Below are 19,924 nucleotides of genomic sequence, written 5' to 3'. Positions count from 1 at the left end.
CGACGGGATGACCGACTTCATCGTCGATGCCATCGCATGGGGAGGATATCTCGGCATCTTCCTGCTGATGGCGCTGGAGAACATCATCCCGCCGATCCCGTCCGAGGTCATCATGGGCTTGGGCGGCATGGCGGTCGCGCGCGGGCAGATGGCGCTGGTGCCGCTGATCCTGTGGGGCAGTGCTGGAACTACGGCCGGCAATTACGCGTGGTACGCGCTGGGCCGGCAGGTCGGTTACCAGCGCTTCCGCCCGTTCATCGAACGCCACGGTCGCTGGCTGACGATGCAATGGAGCGACGTGGAGCGACTGCACAGCTTCTTCGTGAAGCGCGGCAACTGGGTCATCTTCGTATTCCGCTTCATGCCGGCCTTCCGCACCCTCGTCTCGCTGCCGGCGGGCATGACGCGGATGGGCATCGTGCGATTCCTGCTATGGACCTTCGTGGGCAGCATCATCTGGAACAGCCTGCTCGCGCTGGCAGGCGAGTATCTTGATGAGAACTTCCATGCCATCGACCGCTATGTCGGACCGGCCGCGATCGCGCTGACCGTCGCGATGCTCGGTGGCTATGCCTATCGCGTTGCCACCTGGCGTCCGCGCGACTGATCCCGGGCGCCCTTACGCACGCGGGTGAGCGTTGCGATACACGTCGAGCAGGTGGGCGGCGTCGACCGCGGTATAGACCTGGGTGGAACCCAGGCTGGCATGGCCGAGCAATTCCTGCAGCGACCTCAGGTCCGCGCCACGGCCCAGCAGGTGGGTGGCGAAACTGTGTCGCAGCGCATGCGGCGTGGTGCGCTCCCCCAGCCCCAACCGTCCGCGTGCCGCCTGCACCGAATGGCGCACGACGCCCGCCGCCAGCGGGCCGCCCTTGGCTCCTCGGAACAGGGCGCCGTCACGCGGCAGCGGCCAAGGGCATTGTTCGGCATAGGCCTCCATCGCCGCGCGGACCTGCGGCAACAGCGGCACGACGCGCGTCTTCGCGCGCTTCCCGACAACGCTCAACGTCTCGCCCAGCGGCAGCACAGCGGCGGTCAGACCCAACGCCTCCCCGATCCGCAGTCCCGCGCCGTACAGCAGCAACAGCACGGCCCAGTCGCGCGCGCCGATCCACGGCTCCCGCGCCTCGTCCGCCACGTCACCGGCCAGCGCGAGCGCCTCATCGGGAGAGATCGGGCGCGGCACCCCCTTCTTGACCTTGGGACCGCGCAGCCGGGGCACGGACCCCGCCCCCTCCCCGGCCCACGACAGGAAACCGCGCATCGCCGACAGCTCGCGCGCGGCCGAGTTGTTGCCCAGCCCATCCCCGCGCCGCTCCGCCAGAAAGGCGCGCAGGTCCGCCGCCGTCGCCTTTGCCAGCGCCTGTCGCGTGACCGGGCCACCCCAATGCCGTTGCAGGAAGGAGGTCAGCCGCGCCGCCGTCGCGACATAGGCACGCACCGTATGCACCGAGCGCCGCCGGTCGCGTGCCAGATGCTGCCCCCATGCGGCCGCGATCGTCACCGGCCCCGCGTCAGTCCGTTCCATCGCCGACGCATGCCACTCCCCGCGTGGAGGCGAAAGGCGGTTCCGTCAGCGCCGGTTCGCCCCCATATGGGCGAACGATGCAGCGTGCCCGCGTCCTCCTCCTCAACGCCGCTCTCGGCCCACTCGACTACCGCGTTCCCGCCGACATGGCGGTGGAGCCGGGATCGATCGTCGTGGCACCGCTGGGCCCGCGCCAATTGCTCGGCGTGGTGTGGGAGGCGGATCGCATGCCCTCCGATGCGGAGGTGGGCGACAACCGCCTGCGCCCCCTGCTCGCCGCCGCCGACGTTCCGCCGTTGCGAGAGCCGCTGCGTCGGCTGATAGAGTGGACGGCGGATTATTACCTCGCCCCCCCTGCGGCGGTGCTGCGCATGGCGCTGGCCTCGACGTCCGCGCTGGAGGGCACCCGGACCGCGATCGAGTACCGCGCCACCGGGGTAGTCCCCCCTCGCCTGACGCCGCAGCGGGAACAGGCGCTGGACCGGATCGGCGAGCGTCAGGGGCTGATCCGCGAGCTGGCCGACATCGCCGACGTGTCCGATGCGGTCGTCCGTGGACTCGTTAAGGCGGGTGCGCTGGAGGCGGTCGAGGTCGCGATCGACAGCCCGTATCCGGCTCCCGATCCCACCCATCATCAGCCCGACTTGTCCGGCGATCAGCGCACCGTCGCCGACACGCTGGTCGCCGACGTCGCCGCCCACCGCTTTCGCCCCACCCTGCTCGACGGCGTCACCGGATCCGGCAAGACCGAGGTGTATTTCGAGGCGGTGGCGGAGGCGATCCGCCAAGGGCGGCAGACGCTGGTCCTGCTGCCCGAGATCGCCCTGACCGAGCCTTTCCTGAAGCGCTTCGCCGCGCGCTTCGGCTGTGAGCCGGTGGCGTGGCATTCCGGACTGCGATCGACCCAGCGCCGCCGCGCATGGCGCGCAATCGCGAGCGGCGACGCGCTGGTGACCGTGGGTGCGCGATCCGCGCTGTTCCTGCCATATCGCAATCCGGGCCTGATCGTCGTCGACGAGGCGCACGAAACCAGCTTCAAGCAGGAGGAGGGCGTTCATTATCACGCGCGCGACGTCGCCGTGATGCGCGGCCGGTTCGAGGGGTGCCCGGTGATCCTCGCATCCGCCACCCCCGCGATTGAGACGCGCCACCAGGTCGAACTCGGCCGCTATGCCGAACTGAAGCTGCCGGGCCGTTACGGGGCGGCGGAACTGCCGACGATCGAGGCGATCGACCTGCTCCGCTCCCCACCGGAACGCGGCCGCTGGCTCGCGCCGCAGCTCGTGTCAGCGATGGAGGAGACGCTCGCGCGCGGGGAGCAGGCGCTGTTGTTCCTGAACCGGCGTGGTTACGCGCCGCTGACGCTGTGCCGCACCTGCGGGCATCGTTTTCAATGCCCCAACTGCACCGCATGGATGGTGGAACACCGCCTGACGCGCCGCCTTGCCTGCCATCATTGCGGCCATGTCGAACCGGTGCCCCGTGCCTGCCCGGAATGCGCAAACGAGGAAAGCCTGGTCGCGTGCGGCCCGGGCGTGGAGCGCATCGCGGACGAGGTCGCGCTGCTGTTCCCCGAGGCGAAGGCGGCGGTCATCACATCCGACACGATCTGGTCACCAGCCAAGGCGGCCGAGTTCGTCGCGCGCATGGAGGCCGGTGACATCGACATCGTCGTCGGCACGCAATTGGTGACGAAGGGCTATCACTTCCCCAACCTGACGCTGGTCGGCGTGGTGGATGCCGACCTGGGGCTGGAGGGCGGCGACCTTCGCGCGGCGGAGCGGACCTTTCAGCAGATCCGTCAGGTCTCCGGCCGCGCCGGTCGCGGCGAGAAGCCCGGCCATGTTCTGATCCAGACGCACAGCCCGGCCGCGCGGGTCATGCAGGCGCTGGTCACGGGCGATACAGAAGCCTTCTACACGGCGGAGACAGAGGCGCGTCGCGACGCCGACGCCCCGCCCTTCGGCCGCTACGCCGCCATCGTCGTGTCCTCGGAGGATCAGGCCTGCGCCCACCAGACCGCCGTGATGGTCGGCCGCAATGCGCCGCGCGTCGATGGCATGGTGGTGTACGGCCCCGCCCCGGCCCCGTTGGCGATGCTGCGTGGACGGCACCGCTACCGCCTGCTTGTCCATGCCAGACGGGCCCTCGACGTTCAGGATGTCATTCGCGAATGGCTCGGCGGGCTGGACTGGCCCGCCAAGGCGCGCGTCACCGTCGATGTGGACCCGTACAACTTCCTTTGACGGGCCAAGTGCGCTGACGCGCCGTTGCAACAGGAACTTGCAGCCCAGTCATTATGTGGCAGCCGATGCGATCCGCAGTGACCTAAGCTGACATGATCATGAGATCAGCTCTCCGAGTCGCCGTCGGAACAGAGAGCTGAAGGCAAGTCGGCATTTGACAACGGTCAGTCGTCGCCAGAACGTGTCATCTGAAACGCAACTGTTACGACGAGCGCGCTAGAAACGTGGCACACACATCGTTTAGTCCCTGCGACTCGCCTTTTTGTTGCGAAGACTGAGCGTGCTTCCGCCGTCTCGAGTTTGCCGCAGACTTGATCACCTATGACGTCATGCCGCCGACGGTTGCGCGTCAAGTGCTCGCTACCGTATATGGAAACAGGTGCGACCTGTCACGGATAGAGGTTGTTGCGCCCATTTCGGTGGAATGGGACACAGTCACCACGGGCCGAGGCGAAAGGCGCGCACTGGTCCTGCGCAATGTCGAGTACATCTTGACGGCAGTCGGGCCGTCAGTCTCAACCGGCCATCGTTTGGACGCGCAAACTGCCGTACATCTGGGGATCGCGGACTTCCCGGCGACATTGAAGATTCGGGGAGACGATGACTGGCCAGTCAACGGTCTCGCGAATAGCGGCACGATCGATCTTGGCTGGATGCCCTATGACGTGCACCGATCGTCGCGCAGGTTCTTCCGCGCAATGATGCACGATGGCGTGATCGACATACCGCCGCCGGACCAGCTTACCTTGGCAAGCTAGCTCCTCACCAAGCCAAGACCGTGGCAAGTCTTAGGAGAGCTGCTCCGCCAGCACGGTCAGCCCGGTGGCGTTCACCTCCGCAAAGCCACCGCGGATCGGCAGGGTTTCCGCCGCGCCGTCCTTGGTGCGGTAGATCGACAGTGCGCCGTCGCGGATGGTCGACATAAAGGGCGCATGGCCCTCCAGCACGCTGAAATCGCCATCGGTCCCTGGAACCACGACCATATGGACTTCCTCCGAGCGCACCAGGCGCTCGGGGGTGACCAGTTCGAAATGCAGCGCCATTACGCGTCCTTGGCCATCTTCTCGGCCTTCGCGACCGCCTCGTCGATGCCGCCGACCATGTAGAAGGCCGCCTCAGGCAGATGGTCGTACTCGCCATCGACGACCGCCTTGAACGAGCGGATCGTGTCCTCGATCTGCACGAACTTGCCGGAAATGCCGGTGAACACTTCCGCGACGTGGAACGGCTGCGACAGGAAGCGCTGGATCTTGCGGGCGCGCTGCACAGTCAGCTTATCTTCTTCGGACAGCTCGTCCATGCCCAGGATCGCGATGATGTCCTGCAACGACTTGTAGCGCTGGAGCAGCGACTGCACAGCACGGGCGGTGTCGTAATGCTCCTGGCCAACGACGCGCGGCTCCAGCACGCGGCTGGTCGAGTCGAGCGGATCGACGGCCGGGTAGATGCCCAGCTCCGAAATCGCACGGCTCAGCGTCGTGGTGGCGTCCAAGTGCGCGAACGAGGTTGCGGGCGCCGGATCGGTCAAGTCGTCGGCCGGCACGTAGATCGCCTGCACCGAGGTGATCGAGCCCTTGTTGGTCGAGGTGATCCGCTCCTGCAGCGCACCCATGTCGGTCGACAGCGTCGGCTGGTAGCCCACCGCCGACGGGATACGGCCGAGCAGTGCCGACACCTCGGCGCCCGCCTGGGTGAAGCGGAAGATGTTGTCGACGAAGAACAGAACGTCCTGCCCCTCCTGATCGCGGAAATATTCCGCGATGGTCAGGCCGGACAGTGCGACGCGGGCGCGGGCGCCCGGCGGCTCGTTCATCTGGCCGAACACCAGAGCGACCTTGCTGCCCTCCGGCGTCGCATTGCCCTCGGCATCCTTGGCGATGACGCCTGCGTCGAGGAACTCGTGATACAGGTCGTTGCCCTCACGGGTCCGCTCACCGACGCCTGCGAACACCGACACGCCGCCATGACCCTTGGCGATGTTGTTGATCAGTTCCTGGATCAGCACCGTCTTGCCGACGCCGGCACCGCCGAACAGGCCGATCTTGCCGCCGCGCGCATAGGGCGCGAGCAGGTCGATGACCTTGATGCCCGTGACGAGGATCGCGCTTTCGGTCGACTGGTCGATGAACTCGGGCGCCTTCGCATGGATCGGCGCGCGCAGGTCGGTGGTGACCGGACCACGCTCGTCGATGGGCTCGCCCACGACGTTCAGGATGCGGCCGAGCGTCGCCGGGCCGACCGGCACGGAGATCTGCGCGCCGGTGTCGTGCACCGACTGACCGCGCGTCAGACCCTCGGTCGAGTCCATCGCGATGGTGCGGACGGTGTTCTCGCCCAGATGCTGCGCGACTTCCAGCACCAGACGGTTGCCGTTGTTGTCCGTTTCCAGCGCCGACAGGATCGCCGGCAGGTTCTGGTCGAAATGCACGTCCACGACGGCGCCGATGACCTGCGCGACGCGGCCCACATTGTTGGTCTTACCCGTATCCTGGGTCGGGCGGATGTCTTCAGCGACGGTTGCCATGACGATTCTTCCTGCTTCGAATGTTCTTACAGCGCTTCCGCGCCCGAAATGATTTCGACCAGCTCGGTCGTGATCGCGGCCTGACGTGCGCGATTATACTGGATCGACAGGCGCTTGATCATGTCGCCCGCGTTACGCGTGGCGTTCTCCATCGCGTTCATGCGGCTGCCCTGTTCGGAGGCGGCGTTCTCCAGCATCGCGCGGAACACCTGCACCGTCACGTTGCGCGGGAGAAGCTCGTCGAGTATTTCCTCCTCGGACGGCTCATACTCCACCACCGCATCGGCGACCGGTGCGGCGGCCGCCTGCGGGTTCACCGTTGCGGCGGACACCGGGATGATCTGCTGCCCGACGGGCTCCTGCACCAGCGCCGACACGAACTTGGCGTAGAACAGCTCGGCCACGTCAAACTCGCCGGCCGCATAGCGGCGCAGCAGGTCGTCGGCGACCGCCTTGGCATCGCCGAAGCCGACCGTCTTGATGCCCGATAGGTCGGGATCGGCCACGATCGCGTTCGGGTAGAGACGCCGCAGCACGCGGCCTTTCTTGCCGGCCAGGAAGAATTTCACTGTCTTGCCTTGAGCGATCAGATCCTCGGCACGACGACGCGCGGCGCGCACGATGTTGGTGTTGAACGCACCGGCCAGACCGCGCTCCGACGTTGCCACCACCAGCAGATGGACCTGATCCTTGCCGGTGCCCGCGAGCAACGGCGACACCCCGGCCCCGCCGCCCAGGCGGCTCGCCAGGCTGGCCACCACACGCTCCAGCCGCTCGGCATAGGGACGGCCGTTCGTCGCCGCCTCCTGCGCACGACGCAGCTTGGCGGCGGCGACCATCTTCATCGCCTTTGTGATCTTTTGCGTCGACTTCACCGACTCCCGGCGAAGCTTCAGGGCCTTCAGAGACGCCATTGTCTTCCTTCTTGTGTCCCCGTGTCACCGAGGACCCAGGCTGGGCTCCCGCTAAAGCGCGGGAGCACAAGGGTTTATGCGAACGTCTTCGCGAACTGGTCCAGGGCCGCCTTCAGCTTGCCCTTCGCCTCGTCGCCCAGATCGCGCGTGTCGCGGATCGACGCCAGCACGTCCGAATGGTTGGAGCGCAGTTCGGACAGCATCGCCGCCTCGTACCGCGTCACATCCTTCACGGCGACCGTGTCGAGATAGCCGTTGGTACCGGCGAAGATGGACGCGGTCTGCTCCTCGAAAGGCAGCGGATTGAACTGCGGCTGCTTCAACAGCTCCGTCAGGCGCGCGCCGCGGTTAAGCAGCTTCTGCGTCGAGGCGTCGAGGTCCGACCCAAACTGCGCGAACGCCGCCATCTCGCGATACTGCGCCAGCTCCAGCTTGATCGAGCCCGACACCTTCTTCATCGCCTTGGTCTGCGCGGCGGAACCGACGCGGCTGACCGACAGGCCGACGTTGATCGCCGGACGGATGCCCGCGAAGAACAGGTCGGTTTCGAGGAAGATCTGGCCGTCGGTGATCGAGATCACGTTGGTCGGGATGTACGCCGACACGTCGCCCGCCTGCGTCTCGATGATCGGCAGCGCCGTCAGCGATCCACCGCCATTCGCGTCCGACATCTTCGCGGCACGCTCCAGCAGGCGCGAGTGGAGATAGAACACGTCGCCCGGATACGCCTCACGGCCCGGCGGACGACGCAGCAGCAGGGACATCTGGCGATACGCCACCGCCTGCTTCGACAGATCATCATACACGATCAGCGCATGCATGCCGTTGTCGCGGAAATACTCGCCCATCGCGCAGCCGGTGTACGGCGCGAGGAACTGCAGCGGCGCTGGGTCGGACGCGGTGGCGGCGACCACGATGGAATATTCCATCGCACCCTGCTCCTCCAGCGTGCGCACCAGCTGCGCCACGGTGGAACGCTTCTGACCGACCGCGACATAAACGCAGTACAGCTTCTTCTTTTCGTCCGAACCGGCGTTGACGCCCTTCTGATTGATGAAGGTGTCGATCGCGACGGCGGACTTGCCGGTCTGACGGTCGCCGATGATCAGCTCGCGCTGGCCACGGCCGACCGGCACCAGCGCGTCGATCGCCTTCAGGCCCGACTGCATCGGCTCGGACACCGACTGACGCGGGATGATGCCCGGCGCCTTCACCTCCACGCGGCTGCGGTGCGCGGCATCGATCGGACCCTTGCCGTCGATCGGGTTGCCCAGCGCATCCACGACGCGGCCGAGCAAGCCCTTACCCACCGGCACGTCGACGATGGTGCCGGTGCGCTTCACCGTGTCGCCCTCACGGATCTCGGCATCGGAGCCGAAGATCACCACGCCGACATTGTCCGCTTCCAGGTTCAGCGCCATGCCCTGCACGCCGTTGGCGAACTCGACCATCTCGCCCGCCTGGACATTGTCGAGGCCATAGATGCGCGCGATGCCGTCGCCGACCGACAGCACCTGACCGGTTTCGGAGACCTGGGCCTCGTTGCCGAAATGGGCAATCTGGTCCTTGATGACCCGGGAGATTTCTGCGGCGCGGATATCCATGTTCTTAGCCCTTCCAAGCGGCGTTCAGCCGCCGACCTTCATTGCATGCGCGAGAGAATTGAGACGGGTCCGGATCGAGGAATCGATCATCTGGGACCCGATGCGGACGACCAGCCCGCCGAGCAGTTCGGGATCGACCGACAGCTCCACCGCGACGTCACGACCGACGCGGACCCGCAGCTGCTGCTTCAGCTCGGCAACCTGATCGTCGCTCAGCGGATGCGCGCTGGTGACCTCAGCGGTCTGCTCGCCCCGGTGGCGCGAGGCCAACTGGCGAAAGGCGCGCACGATCGCGGGTAGCTGATCCAAGCGGCGGTTCTCCGCCAGCACGCCCAGAAAGCTGCGGGTGGTGGCATCCAGACCCAATTGGTCGGCGGTGGCGATCACCGCCCGCGTCGCGTCGGCACGCGTGACCAGCGGGCTGTGCGTCAGGTCGCGCAGATCGGCGGACCCGTTCAGCGCATCGCGCACCTGCAGCAGGCTCTGTTCGACCCGGTCGATCGCCTTCGATTCTTCCGCCAGTGCGAACAGGGCATAGGCGTAACGCCCGCCTAAGCTCGCTTGAATACCGCCGGATGCCTCCACGCGATGGGTTCCTTGTTCAACAATCGGTTAGCCCATGGCACAAGAGGGCGCACAGACAAGGCGCCCTGATGGGGTGCCCGGCGGCTAGCATGGGCCTCCGATCGATGCAAGCGGACCCGTGCATCGGACAGCGGGTGTGAACGGGCAAAGGCGCCGGGCCACCCCGGCGCTTCCTTTCGACGCGCTCGCGCAAGGGCGTGACACGCCACGAGCAACTGCCGGAATGGTTAGGCAATTCTCAAGCCTTCATGCCTAGGCATCTGCGCGGGATCAACGGGATGGATGTGGCATGAGCGCGTTCGGGCGTCGCAACGGAATGGGTGGCGCGGGGCCGGGCCGACCCGCCTTCGGGGTCGCGCGGCCCATGCAGACGGGCACCGGCCCGCGCACCGAGCCGGAGACCGGCGGCCAGTTCCCCCCGCTCGACATGCTGCCGCCGCTTGGCGCGGACACGCTGGGCACGCCCGACCCGATGTCGGCCACTCCAGCGATCGACGCCATGCAACGGCTGGCCGACCGGCAGGCGCAGTCCGGCGATGCCGGCAGCAGCCGGATCGAAGGTTTCGAATCCTCGATCCACAAGATCAAGGAACAGGTGCTGCCCCGCCTGCTGGAACGCGTCGACCCGGAAGCGGCGGCGACACTGGGCAAGGATGAGCTGGCCGAGGAATTCCGGCCGATCATCGGCGAGGTGCTGGCCGAACTGAAGCTGACGCTGAACCGCCGCGAACAGTTCGCGCTGGAAAAGGTGCTGGTCGACGAACTGCTCGGCCTGGGCCCGCTCGAGGAGCTTCTCGCCGACGTCAACGTGTCCGACATCATGGTCAACGGCCCAGACCAGACCTATATCGAGCGCAAGGGCAAGCTGGAGCTGGCGCAGATCCAGTTCCGCGACGAGGAGCATCTGTTCCAGATCGCGCAGCGCATTTGCAACTCGGTCGGCCGCCGCGTCGACCAGACCACGCCGCTCGCCGACGCCCGCCTGAAGGACGGCAGCCGCGTCAACGTCATCGTCCCGCCGCTCAGCCTGAAGGGCACGGCGATCTCGATCCGCAAATTCTCCGCCAAGCCGATCACGCTGGACATGATGGCCGGCTTCGGCAGCATGAGCTCGAAAATGGCGACCGCGCTGAAGATCGCGGGCGCGTCGCGGTTCAACGTGGTGATCTCCGGCGGCACCGGCTCGGGCAAGACCACGATGCTGAACGCCCTGTCGAAGATGATCGACCCCGGCGAACGCGTGCTGACGATCGAGGACGCCGCGGAACTGCGCCTGCAACAGCCGCACTGGCTGCCGCTTGAAACCCGGCCCGCGAACCTGGAGGGTCAGGGCGAGATCAGCATCCGCGACCTGGTCAAGAACGCGCTGCGTATGCGCCCGGACCGCATCATCCTGGGCGAGATTCGCGGCGCCGAATGTTTCGACATGCTGGCCGCGATGAACACCGGCCATGACGGATCGATGTGCACCCTGCACGCCAACTCCCCGCGTGAGGCGCTGGCACGCATGGAGAACATGGTGATGATGTCGGACATCAAGGTGCCGAAGGAGGCGATCAGCCGCCAGATCGCCGACTCCGTCGAGCTCATCATCCAGGTCAAGCGCCTGCGCGATGGCTCCCGCCGCGTGACCAACGTGACGGAAGTCATCGGCATGGAAGGTCCCGTGATCGTCACACAGGAACTGTTCAAGTTCGAGTATCTGGACGAAAGCAGCGACGGCAAGATCATCGGCGAATACCGCTCCATGGGCCTGCGCCCCTACACGCTGGAAAAGGCGAAGCAGTTCGGTTTCGACCAAGCTTATCTGGAAGCCTGCCTTTAACGGGGTCGACGCCGATGCGGCTTAACGCGGGCGCATCGAACCGCTAGGGCGACCGGTGATGCGCGCGTTGCCGTTCCTGTTGATGATTGCTCCCGTCCCGCTGGCCGCCGTCGCGGCCCTGGCATCGGCGTCACGACCGCCTGCCGAGGTTCCGGTCCCGATCGCCGCGCGCGACGCAGGCACCGCGACCCTGACGCCCGATACGGAGGCGCGCTGGGTCCCATTCGACCTGACGCCGGGCAACCAGATCCGGTTCACCATGACGCTGGACGGACGTCCGGTGACTGCCATTCTCGACACGGGCGTCAGCTATTCCGTGCTCGGCCGGGGATCGCCTGCGGTGGACGCCACGAAGCTGAAACCCGGCGGTAGCGCGACCGCGATCGGCGGGGCGGTTCCGATCGACTGGATGCCGACCCAGACCCTCGCGGTTGGCGGGCTGGTCCGCACCGGCGGCGGCGTGACGGTGGCGCAATTGCCTGCCCTCGCCACCGGCAGCAGCACCGCCGTCGATCTGCTCGTCGGGCGCGACCTGATCGGCGCTCAGGCGCTGGACATCGATTACGAGAACCGCCGGTTCCGCCTGTTGCTGTCGGGACGCATGCCCTTTGTCGGCTCCGTCGCGCCGCTTTCCGTTTCGCCGGCGCGGCGCGTGTACGAAAGCGAACTGACGCTGGGCAATCGTCGGTTGCGCCCGGTGGTCGTGGATACCGGCGACGGATCGTCGATCACCGTGTCGCGCGGCGACTGGACGGCGGCCGGGCTGTCGCGGTTGCCAACCACCACCGCGATCTCGTTCGGACTGGCCGGATCCATGATCAGCGACCTGGCGGTGGTGCCGGGACTCAAGCTGGGACAGCTGGTCGCAAGGGAGGTCGAGACGCGGATCGAACCCGCCAACGGTTTTTCCCAATCGATCGGCACGGCCGGCCGCGTTGGATCGGGGTTCCTCCAGAACTACCGCGTACTGCTCGATCCAGGCGCCGGGCGCATGGTGCTGAAGCCCGGACCAAAGGCCTATCAGCCTCCACTCCGCTCGACCAGCGGCCTGCTGGTCGGGCTGGTTCGCGACCGGCTGCGTGTGCTGCACGTCATGCGCGGCGGTCCGGCGGCTGCGGCCGGCTGGCACGACGGCGACGAGATCTGCACCATCAACGGCCAGCCCATCCCCGCCGATTATCCCGGCAGCACGCTGGCGACCTGGTCCGTCGGCGCGCCCGGCACGCGCGTGACGCTCGGCCTGTGCGATGGCGAGACGCGGCTGCTGACGCTGGCCCGCTTCTACTAACCGCGAGCGGTTCGACCGCGTCGCCGATCACGCATGCAGACCGATGCCCGCCAGCAGGATCGCGGCCATCAGCGCGAACAGCTGCACCGCCGGCCAGTCCACCCAGCCCACACGGTCCGGGTCGCGACGCAGGCGCCGTCGCCGCTCCCCGAACGCGGCGCCGAGCGCGACGACCAGCGCACAGGCCGCCGCCATCCACGGCAGCGGCAGCGGCGGGGTCAATGCCCCATCTTCTCGATCTTGTCCTGCAGCTTGCCGAGTTCCGCCCGCAACGCGGCAATCTCCTCGTCCTTTCCGCCCGCATCCGGAGCGGCCGGCGTGGGACCAAGGCCACCCGCGGCTGCACCTGCACCGGTGGCCGCAGAGCCGAACGCGTTCGCGGCCGCCTCGAACATCGCCATGTTCTGCTTGGCGATTTCCGCAAAGGGCGATCCCGCGAACGCGCCCTCCACCGCCGATTTGAACTGATCCTGGTTGCGCCGGAAACTGTCCATTGACGCTTCCAGATATCCCGGCACCATCGCCTGCATGGAGCCGCCATACATGCCGATCAGCTGGCGCAGGAAGTTGACCGGCAGCATGGTCTCGCCACGGCTTTCCTCGTCCATGATGATTTGGGTTAGGACGCTGTGGGTGATGTCCTCGTCGGTCTTGGCGTCGACCACCTTGAAGTCGCGGCCCGCGCGGGTCATCGCGGCCAGATGTTCCAGCGTGATGTAGGACGACGTCTCGGTATTATAGAGCCGCCGATTGGCGTATTTCTTGATCGTCACGGGCCCCTGTCCGGGCTGCTGCTTCTTCATGGACGCCCCCTCTCATGACTCGAAAGGCTACACCCTCGCCTGCCGCGCCGCAACATGGACCGCGGCCGCTGCCCCTGTTCCTCGACATGCTCTATCGTGAGACGGCGGGATCGGCGGAGCGTAGGGCCGCCGCCTTGCGAGGGCTGGCGATGTTCCAGCACGCGCCCCGCAGGCGCGCTCACCCCGCTTTGCCGATCCGACACCGGCGCGGCCGGGCGCGCCTGCGTGACGCGGGCGGTGCCGGGCGCCCGGTGATCCTGGTGCCCTCGCTCATCAACCCTGCATCCATTCTCGACCACGGCTCCGGCCGCTCGCTCGCGCGTTGGCTGGCCGATCGCGGACACCACGTCCTGTTGCTGGATTGGGGCACCCCCGAACCGCTCGACCGGGAGGTCGACCTCGCCGGCCATGTCGAACAGCTGCTGCTGCCCCTGATCGCGCGGCTGGAGGTGCCGCCGGTGCTGGTCGGCTATTGCCTGGGCGGCACGCTGGCGATTGGGGCAGCAAGCGCGGCTGAGGTGGCCGGATGCGCCACGATCGCCGCGCCGTGGCGCTTCGCCGGCTACGGCGCTGCCCGCGACGATATGCTGGCGGGATGGCGGGCGGTGGAGCCGGCGTGCGCGACGCTGGGCCTTGCGCCGATGGAGGTGCTGCAGGCCGGCTTTTGGCAACTCGATCCCGCCGGCACCATCGCGAAGTTCGAACGCTTCGGCACACTCGATCCCGGCAGCGACGACGCACGGTCCTTCGTGCAACTGGAGGATTGGGCAAACGCCGGCGCCCCCCTCACCCTGTCCGCCGCCCGCGAACTGTTCGAGCGCTTGGTCGGCGAGGATGCCACTGGCCAGCTTGATTGGCGTGTCGGCGAAGGCATCGTCGATCCGGTTCGTCTGGCGTGCCCGACGATCCAATTCGTCTCCCTGACCGATCGCATCGTGCCCTCAGCGACCGCGCTGGACGGGTGGCAACGCCGCGACATCGCCGCCGGCCATGTCGGCATGATGGTCGGGCGTCGCGCGGAGGCGGCGCTGTGGCAGCCACTCGCCGACTGGATCGCGTCGCTCCCGCACGTTAGGTGAGTGCCAGAATTTTTCGAGGACCCGCGACCATGACCGACATCGTCATCACCGCCGCCCGGCGCACCCCGGTCGGCAGCTTCCTCGGCGCCTTCGCCACGACCCCCGCGCACGAGCTGGGCCGCGTCGCGATCGAGGCGGCATTGGCCGACGCGGGCGTTGCCGGGGACGAGGTGTCGGAGGTGATCCTGGGCCAGGTGCTGACCGCCGCACAGGGTCAGAACCCGGCGCGGCAGGCGTCGATGGCCGCCGGCATTCCCAAGGAGGTGCCGGCATGGGGCGTCAACCAGGTCTGCGGGTCGGGCCTGCGTGCCGTTGCGCTCGCCGCCCAGATGCTGCGCACCGGCGACGCCGATATCGTCGTCGCGGGGGGTCAGGAGTCCATGTCGTTGTCCCCACACGCCCAGGTGCTGCGCGGTGGTCAGAAGATGGGCTCGCTGGAGCTGATCGACACCATGATCCGCGACGGTCTGACCGATGTCTTCAACGGCTATCATATGGGAGTCACGGCGGAGAACCTTGCCGAGCAATATGCGCTCACCCGTGAGGAGCAGGACACCTTTGCCTGCGCCAGCCAGAACAAGGCGGAGGCCGCCCGCGCCGCCGGCCGCTTCCAGGCGGAAATTGCCCCCGTCACCGTGAAGGGGCGCAAGGGCGACGTGGTCCACGATCGCGACGAGTTCATCCGGGAGGGCGTGGCGGTCGCGAGCCTCGCCGGGCTGCGCGCCGCCTTCCGCAAGGACGGCACGGTGACGGCCGGCAACTCCTCCGGCCTGAACGACGGCGCCGCGGCCTTGATATTGATGCGCCGCGAGGATGCCGAACGCCGCGGCGCCCCCGTGCTGGCCCGCATCGCGAGCTGGGCCTCCGCCGGTGTCGATCCCGCCATCATGGGCATCGGCCCCGTCCCCGCCACGCGCCGCGCGCTGGAGAAGGCAGGCTGGAGCATGGGCGACCTCGACCTGATCGAGGCTAACGAAGCCTTCGCCGCGCAGGCGCTGGCCGTCGGCCGCGAACTCGGCTGGGACGCTGACCGCGTCAACGTCAACGGCGGCGCGGTCTCCATCGGCCATCCGATCGGCGCCAGCGGCGCGCGCGTGCTGACCACCCTGCTGCACGAAATGGGTCGCCGGGACGTGAAGAAGGGCTTGGCGACACTGTGCGTCGGCGGCGGCATGGGCGTCGCCATGTGTGTTGAGCGGTAACACACTAGCCCGAGCCAACTTGGTAAGTGGCTCAGATTGCGTAGCAAGTTAGCGGACGACCCTGTAGCATTACGGTAACACTCGTCGGTAAAATGAACAGACGTTCATTCTTTCCGTTGCATGAACAGGATTGGAATTGCAGCCTCTGTGGCAGGTAAAGATGCCGTAAACAGGGGTACCTCATGAATCTGAATCGCCTTGCCAGCGCGACCGCGCTCGCGACCACGCTTTTCCTCAGCCCGGCCGCATGGGCGCAGACTGCATCTGATCCTCAGACGACCGCAGGGTCGCAGGACGTCGGCACCGCTCCTGCGGAGGCCTCCCCTACACAAACCGCTTCGGACGAGCAGGATGGTGGCGGTGAAGTTGTGGTCACCGGCTCTCGCATTCGCCGCACCGAAGCCGACTCGGCGGTGCCAGTGACTGTCGTCAACGACCGGGAGATTCAGGCTACAGGTTTGAGCAACGTCGGTGATATCCTTCGTCAGCTTCCGTCTGTTGGTCTTGGCTCCACGCGCACCAACACGAACTTCCTGACCTCGGGCACGGGCATCTCGGCGCTTGATCTGCGCGCGTTGGGTAGTTCGCGGACTCTGACCCTGGTCAATGGTCGGCGTTTCATTGGCGGCTTTGCTGGCGACTCTTCGGTAGACACCAACAATATTCCGACCGATTTCGTCGAGCGCATTGACGTAGTGACGGGCGGTAACTCCGCCGTGTACGGATCCGACGCCGTTGCGGGCGTCATCAACTACGTACTTCGAGATCATATCGACGGAATTACTGTCCGCGCGCAGAACGGGGTGACCGAGCGCGGCGATGGCACCAATCACATGGTGAGCGTGACTGCTGGCACGGCCCTTGGTCATGATGACCGCGGGAACGTGATGGTGAATTATACCTGGGACAAGGACAACGGCCTGTTCTCTCGTAACAGGTCCATCTCAGCTCAGGACTGCGCAAATCTGATCTGCGGCCCTGCGTCCTATTCGACATACGCTGCTCAAGGGCGATTTCAGCTGCTGGGAGGCGACGATCTGACCGCTCGGGCGATCCTGCCGGGCCGCAACAGTATTTTTACGTTCAATCCGGACAACAGCGTAGTTAACGGATTCCCCGTCGGATACGGCTACAACCGCAACAACGATCGTTATATATCGACCCCAGTTGAACGCCAACTCGTGTCGGGCGTCGCTAACTACAAGGTGTCCGACTCGGTGACAGCGTTTGTCGAGGCGACATACAGTCACGTCAAGTCAAACGCATCGCTTGAACCTTCTGCTCTTGGAAATGCAGATATCGGTGTAGACGGGATTGGAATCGACAATCCATTCATTCCGGCCAGTGTTGCAGCGGCTATCGCTGCAGCGAACTCGGACGCCAATCCCGACAACGACGTGAGCACGATCGGCTTTCGCCGCCGCAGCAACGGTATTTTCGATCGTAGCAACCGAGTATCACGCGACACGTGGCGCGTCGCCACTGGCCTGAAGGGCGATCTTGGTAAGTTTAACTGGGATGCGACCTACGTCTTTGGCCATCTGCGGGACTTCAACTCGACGGAGGACGTCGACATTACCCGTTACGCCAACGCGCTCAATGCCATCAGGGTGGGTCCGGGTAACGTCGTGGGAACGGACATCATCTGCCGTGATGTCGCAGCACGCGCGCAGGGCTGCATTCCGCTGAACCTCTTCGGTTACAACACTGTTGATCCGAGGGCCGCCAGTTACGTGCAGGCCGTCGTTCCGAAATCCGAAGACATCCGCAACACTGAGCATGTTGTTACGGCGTCGATCGGCGGGCCGCTCGCGTCACTGTGGGCAGGAGACGTTCAAGCCGTCATCGGCGGTGAGTACCGCAAAGAGAAGACGAATGATGACCTCGATATTCTGACCAACACTGGCCAGAATTCTGGCAACCAGGTTTCTGACTTGGTTGGCAGCTTTGACGTCAAGGAAGTCTTTGGCGAGTTGAGCATCCCGCTTCTAAGGGATATGTCGTTCACGCGCTATTTCGGCCTGAATGGCGCCGCTCGTTATTCGGATTACTCCACGATTGGGCACGTCTTCAGTTGGAACGCGGGTGCTGAATGGGAGGTGCTGAAGGGACTTCGCTTCCGCGGCAACTATGCGGTTGCGAATCGGGCGCCGAACACATCGGAACTGTTCAGCACTCCGTCGGAAACCTTTGCAGCTGTGGCAGACCCCTGCGACGGCATAACTGCCAGCGATAGTTCGGCTACGGCAGTGGCTTGCCGCAGGATCGCGCCTATCGGTGCATTCTTCGCCGCCAATCCGAACGGCACGTTCCAGTACTCGCTTTCGGACCTCCAATCGATCAATGGGTTCACGGGGGGCAACACTGCACTGAAGGAAGAGACGGGCAAGACCTACACTCTCGGCGTTACTTACACGCCGGCGTACATCCCGGGCCTTTTGTTCACTGCGGACTACTATAATATCAAGATTGAGGATGCGATTTCGACGATTGGGCGGTCTCGGAGCATCCAGCAGTGCTTGCTGACGGGTGCACCGGTGTACTGCGATAACGTTTATCGCAGTGCCACAACCGGGTTCGTAACTCGTGTCGATGGTCAACTTATCAATACCTCCACATACAAGACGAGTGGTATCGATTTTGTGTTGCGCTACAACCGTGACCTTAATCTATTGGGGCCGGACTCTCTGGCGCTTGATTTCCGCTATACGCATTTGTTCCACTACATCACGCAGGGGGATCCATCGGATGAGGCCGTCGACTACGCTGGGACCTTTGGGTATGGCTTCTCGCGTGATCGGTTCAATGTTCGTGCAACTTACTCCCTGGATGATGTAAGCTTTAGCTGGCAGACCCAGTTCCTCAGCGGGGGTCCTTACACGCTCAACTTTGCCAGCAACGATCCTGCTGTGCAGGCACTGAACAACGTGAAGGATTACTGGCTCCATAACGCGCAGTTGCGTTGGGATATCGACAAGCGCTTTTCCTTCTATGTCAACGTCGACAACGTTCTCGACAAGAAGCCTCAGTACTTGCCAGGTGCGCCGTTTGGGACTCCCACCGGGCTTGAAACGGCCGCTGACTTCGACCTTTATGGACGTCGCTACACCATGGGTGTGAAGGTGGCGTTCTAATTAGGACTGATCTGCGTCTAAACTGGGGAGGGGCATCGCTCCTCCCCCTTTTTTTATCCAGCAATGCTCACGCGCCCTTGATCACGGGGTTAGGAGCTCGATTATACAAGACCCATCAGGAAGCTTTACTGCGGGCTATATATTCCAGCGGCGCTGCAACCGTGCCCCTAAACTCGTCAGTAGCTCGTATTGAGATATGCGCGACACGCGCGATGCGATCGGGATTTCGAAGTCTAGTACGACCCAGTCTCCTTCCTGCAACGATGGGATAGTTGCTGCACTCAGCGCTACCAAATCCATCGACACCCGCCCGACCACCTGTAGCTGCGCGTCGCGGAACCAGGCATGCCCACAATTCGAAAAGGCACGGAAGTAGCCGTCGGCATATCCGATGTTGATGATGGCGACTGCAGTGCCGGCCGGGGCCGTCCACTTCGCATTGTAGCCGACCGTTTCGCCTGCTCCGACACGCCGACGCTGCAGCACCTGCGCCTCGAGGGCTGCTACCTGTCTTAAGCGACCGGCAAAGGCTGAGCATGGCTCCCCACCGTACAGGGCCAAGCCGGGCCGGACCAGATCGAAGTGGTACGGCTCCCCCAGTGCGGTCCCTGCCGAGTTGGCAAGGCTCATCCGCCGCGCCGTGGTACGTCCTCGCAAGGACGAGAAAGCCGCACGCTGCCTCTCGTTATGCGCGCTCTCCGGCTCATCAGCACAAGCGAGGTGGCTGTGCAGCGTGTCGAGGGCCAGCCCGTCCAACAGCCCCGCGCCCACCTCCTCCGGTGCGACACCCAGCCGGTTCATGCCCGTATCGACCATAACGTCGCAGACGCCGCCGCCCGCCTGCCGCCAGCGGGCGATCTGCCCGGCCGTGTTCAGCACCGGCTTGGCGATGCCGGACAGCGCGATGTCCATGTCCTCTTCGCGTACGCCATGCAGGACCGCGACAGGCAGGCACAACGGCGCAAGGGCCGCGGCCTCCGCCCAAGTCGAGACAAAGAAGTCGCGACACCCCACCGCCGCGAGCCGACGCGCAACCTCCACCGCGCCAAGCCCATAACCGTCCGCCTTCACGGCCGCGCCTGTTGCCGCCGTGCCGCTCATCCGGTCCAGCGCGCGCCAATTGTGGCAAAGGGCCTCGCCGTCCAGGCGCAGGCGGTGGGGAGCGGGTGGTATGTCGATCACCCGCGCGCGT

Annotated in this window: 17 protein-coding genes; 8 read left to right on the top strand and 9 right to left on the bottom strand. The window is 65.5% G+C overall.

The genetic code is table 11. The features are described from left to right. Window positions 1-7: 7 nt before the first annotated feature. Complete coding sequence (locus tag BMX37_RS01620) at window positions 8-607, top strand: DedA family protein (protein ID WP_093663722.1); 600 nt, start codon at window positions 8-10, stop codon at window positions 605-607. A gap of 12 nt (window positions 608-619) precedes the next feature. On the opposite strand, the gene BMX37_RS01615 is transcribed toward BMX37_RS01620, so the two are convergent. Then, entirely contained in the window at window positions 620-1,528 is a 909-nt protein-coding gene (locus BMX37_RS01615) for a tyrosine recombinase XerC (RefSeq protein WP_093663721.1), read from the bottom strand. Between the two features lie 77 nt (window positions 1,529-1,605). Between BMX37_RS01615 and BMX37_RS01610 the strand changes: the two genes are divergently transcribed. Both BMX37_RS01610 and BMX37_RS01605 read left to right on the top strand, forming a co-directional pair. Further along, window positions 1,606-3,774: a primosomal protein N' gene (locus BMX37_RS01610; protein ID WP_093663720.1), complete on the top strand. Its 2,169-nt coding sequence runs from the start codon at window positions 1,606-1,608 to the stop codon at window positions 3,772-3,774. 311 nt (window positions 3,775-4,085) lie between these two features. Next, window positions 4,086-4,532 carry a Cas5 family CRISPR-associated protein gene (locus tag BMX37_RS01605; protein ID WP_093663719.1) on the top strand — a complete coding sequence of 149 codons (447 nt, stop codon included), beginning with the start codon at window positions 4,086-4,088 and terminating at the stop codon, window positions 4,530-4,532. A gap of 30 nt (window positions 4,533-4,562) precedes the next feature. On the opposite strand, the gene BMX37_RS01600 is transcribed toward BMX37_RS01605, so the two are convergent. The 5 genes from BMX37_RS01600 to BMX37_RS01580 form a co-directional block, all read right to left on the bottom strand. Then, window positions 4,563-4,817 (bottom strand): ATP synthase F1 subunit epsilon, encoded by a 255-nt coding sequence (locus BMX37_RS01600; protein WP_093663718.1) that lies wholly within the window; start codon window positions 4,815-4,817, stop codon window positions 4,563-4,565. Further along, complete coding sequence (gene atpD / locus BMX37_RS01595; RefSeq protein ID WP_093663717.1) at window positions 4,817-6,298, bottom strand: F0F1 ATP synthase subunit beta; 1,482 nt, start codon at window positions 6,296-6,298, stop codon at window positions 4,817-4,819. Before atpD ends, BMX37_RS01600 begins: the two co-directional genes overlap by 1 nt. A gap of 26 nt (window positions 6,299-6,324) precedes the next feature. Continuing rightward, window positions 6,325-7,212, bottom strand: coding sequence for a F0F1 ATP synthase subunit gamma (locus BMX37_RS01590; RefSeq protein ID WP_093663716.1), 888 nt, complete (start codon window positions 7,210-7,212; stop codon window positions 6,325-6,327). 74 nt (window positions 7,213-7,286) lie between these two features. Beyond that, window positions 7,287-8,816, bottom strand: a complete 1,530-nt coding sequence (gene atpA, locus BMX37_RS01585) for a F0F1 ATP synthase subunit alpha (RefSeq protein WP_093663715.1) — start codon at window positions 8,814-8,816, stop codon at window positions 7,287-7,289. A gap of 24 nt (window positions 8,817-8,840) precedes the next feature. Then, window positions 8,841-9,401 carry a F0F1 ATP synthase subunit delta gene (locus tag BMX37_RS01580; RefSeq protein ID WP_093663714.1) on the bottom strand — a complete coding sequence of 187 codons (561 nt, stop codon included), beginning with the start codon at window positions 9,399-9,401 and terminating at the stop codon, window positions 8,841-8,843. 289 nt (window positions 9,402-9,690) lie between these two features. Here BMX37_RS01580 and BMX37_RS01575 point away from each other — a divergent pair, with 289 nt between their 5' ends. Further along, window positions 9,691-11,226, top strand: coding sequence for a TadA family conjugal transfer-associated ATPase (locus tag BMX37_RS01575; protein ID WP_170841789.1), 1,536 nt, complete (start codon window positions 9,691-9,693; stop codon window positions 11,224-11,226). A 58-nt stretch (window positions 11,227-11,284) separates the two neighbouring features. Next, entirely contained in the window at window positions 11,285-12,514 is a 1,230-nt protein-coding gene (locus BMX37_RS01570; protein WP_244501336.1) for a hypothetical protein, read from the top strand. Between the two features lie 27 nt (window positions 12,515-12,541). Here BMX37_RS01570 and BMX37_RS01565 read toward each other — a convergent pair whose 3' ends face one another. Together BMX37_RS01565 and phaR are read right to left on the bottom strand one after the other, a co-directional pair. Beyond that, on the bottom strand, window positions 12,542-12,736 hold the full coding sequence (locus tag BMX37_RS01565; protein WP_093663713.1) for a hypothetical protein: 195 nt from the start codon (window positions 12,734-12,736) through the stop codon (window positions 12,542-12,544). Further along, the gene (phaR, locus tag BMX37_RS01560; RefSeq protein ID WP_093663712.1) at window positions 12,733-13,317 is read right to left on the bottom strand and encodes a polyhydroxyalkanoate synthesis repressor PhaR; all 585 of its coding nucleotides are present in this window, start codon (window positions 13,315-13,317) and stop codon (window positions 12,733-12,735) included. The genes BMX37_RS01565 and phaR overlap by 4 nt, the downstream gene beginning before the upstream one ends. Window positions 13,318-13,331: 14 nt before the next feature. On the opposite strand from phaR, the gene BMX37_RS01555 reads away from it, so the two are divergent. The 3 genes from BMX37_RS01555 (at window position 13,332) to BMX37_RS01545 (ending at window position 18,732) form a co-directional block, all read left to right on the top strand. Next, complete coding sequence (locus BMX37_RS01555; protein ID WP_244501335.1) at window positions 13,332-14,396, top strand: alpha/beta fold hydrolase; 1,065 nt, start codon at window positions 13,332-13,334, stop codon at window positions 14,394-14,396. A gap of 29 nt (window positions 14,397-14,425) precedes the next feature. Next, entirely contained in the window at window positions 14,426-15,598 is a 1,173-nt protein-coding gene (locus tag BMX37_RS01550) for an acetyl-CoA C-acetyltransferase (RefSeq protein WP_093663710.1), read from the top strand. 182 nt (window positions 15,599-15,780) lie between these two features. Continuing rightward, complete coding sequence (locus BMX37_RS01545) at window positions 15,781-18,732, top strand: TonB-dependent receptor domain-containing protein (protein ID WP_093663709.1); 2,952 nt, start codon at window positions 15,781-15,783, stop codon at window positions 18,730-18,732. A gap of 135 nt (window positions 18,733-18,867) precedes the next feature. On the opposite strand, the gene alr is transcribed toward BMX37_RS01545, so the two are convergent. Continuing rightward, entirely contained in the window at window positions 18,868-19,905 is a 1,038-nt protein-coding gene (gene alr, locus BMX37_RS01540) for an alanine racemase (protein WP_093664219.1), read from the bottom strand. Window positions 19,906-19,924 lie beyond the last annotated feature (19 nt).

It is taken from the genome of Sphingomonas gellani, from assembly GCF_900110035.1.
Classification (GTDB): Bacteria; Pseudomonadota; Alphaproteobacteria; order Sphingomonadales; family Sphingomonadaceae; genus Sphingomonas; species Sphingomonas gellani.
Note: the sequence above shows the minus strand (reverse complement) of the source record. Positions and strands in the feature narration are given on the sequence as shown.

What these genes read in the sequence shown, in the direction of transcription:
- BMX37_RS01620 (WP_093663722.1), top strand. Translation starts at nt 8, where the DNA reads ATGACCGACTTCATCGTCGATGCCATCGCATGGGGAGGATATCTCGGC.
- BMX37_RS01615 (WP_093663721.1), bottom strand. Translation starts at nt 1,528, where the DNA reads ATGGAACGGACTGACGCGGGGCCGGTGACGATCGCGGCCGCATGGGGG.
- BMX37_RS01610 (WP_093663720.1), top strand. Translation starts at nt 1,606, where the DNA reads ATGCAGCGTGCCCGCGTCCTCCTCCTCAACGCCGCTCTCGGCCCACTC.
- BMX37_RS01600 (WP_093663718.1), bottom strand. Translation starts at nt 4,817, where the DNA reads ATGGCGCTGCATTTCGAACTGGTCACCCCCGAGCGCCTGGTGCGCTCG.
- atpD (WP_093663717.1), bottom strand. Translation starts at nt 6,298, where the DNA reads ATGGCAACCGTCGCTGAAGACATCCGCCCGACCCAGGATACGGGTAAG.
- BMX37_RS01590 (WP_093663716.1), bottom strand. Translation starts at nt 7,212, where the DNA reads ATGGCGTCTCTGAAGGCCCTGAAGCTTCGCCGGGAGTCGGTGAAGTCG.
- atpA (WP_093663715.1), bottom strand. Translation starts at nt 8,816, where the DNA reads ATGGATATCCGCGCCGCAGAAATCTCCCGGGTCATCAAGGACCAGATT.
- BMX37_RS01575 (WP_170841789.1), top strand. Translation starts at nt 9,691, where the DNA reads ATGAGCGCGTTCGGGCGTCGCAACGGAATGGGTGGCGCGGGGCCGGGC.
- BMX37_RS01570 (WP_244501336.1), top strand. Translation starts at nt 11,285, where the DNA reads ATGCGCGCGTTGCCGTTCCTGTTGATGATTGCTCCCGTCCCGCTGGCC.
- phaR (WP_093663712.1), bottom strand. Translation starts at nt 13,317, where the DNA reads ATGAAGAAGCAGCAGCCCGGACAGGGGCCCGTGACGATCAAGAAATAC.
- BMX37_RS01555 (WP_244501335.1), top strand. Translation starts at nt 13,332, where the DNA reads ATGACTCGAAAGGCTACACCCTCGCCTGCCGCGCCGCAACATGGACCG.
- BMX37_RS01550 (WP_093663710.1), top strand. Translation starts at nt 14,426, where the DNA reads ATGACCGACATCGTCATCACCGCCGCCCGGCGCACCCCGGTCGGCAGC.
- BMX37_RS01545 (WP_093663709.1), top strand. Translation starts at nt 15,781, where the DNA reads ATGAATCTGAATCGCCTTGCCAGCGCGACCGCGCTCGCGACCACGCTT.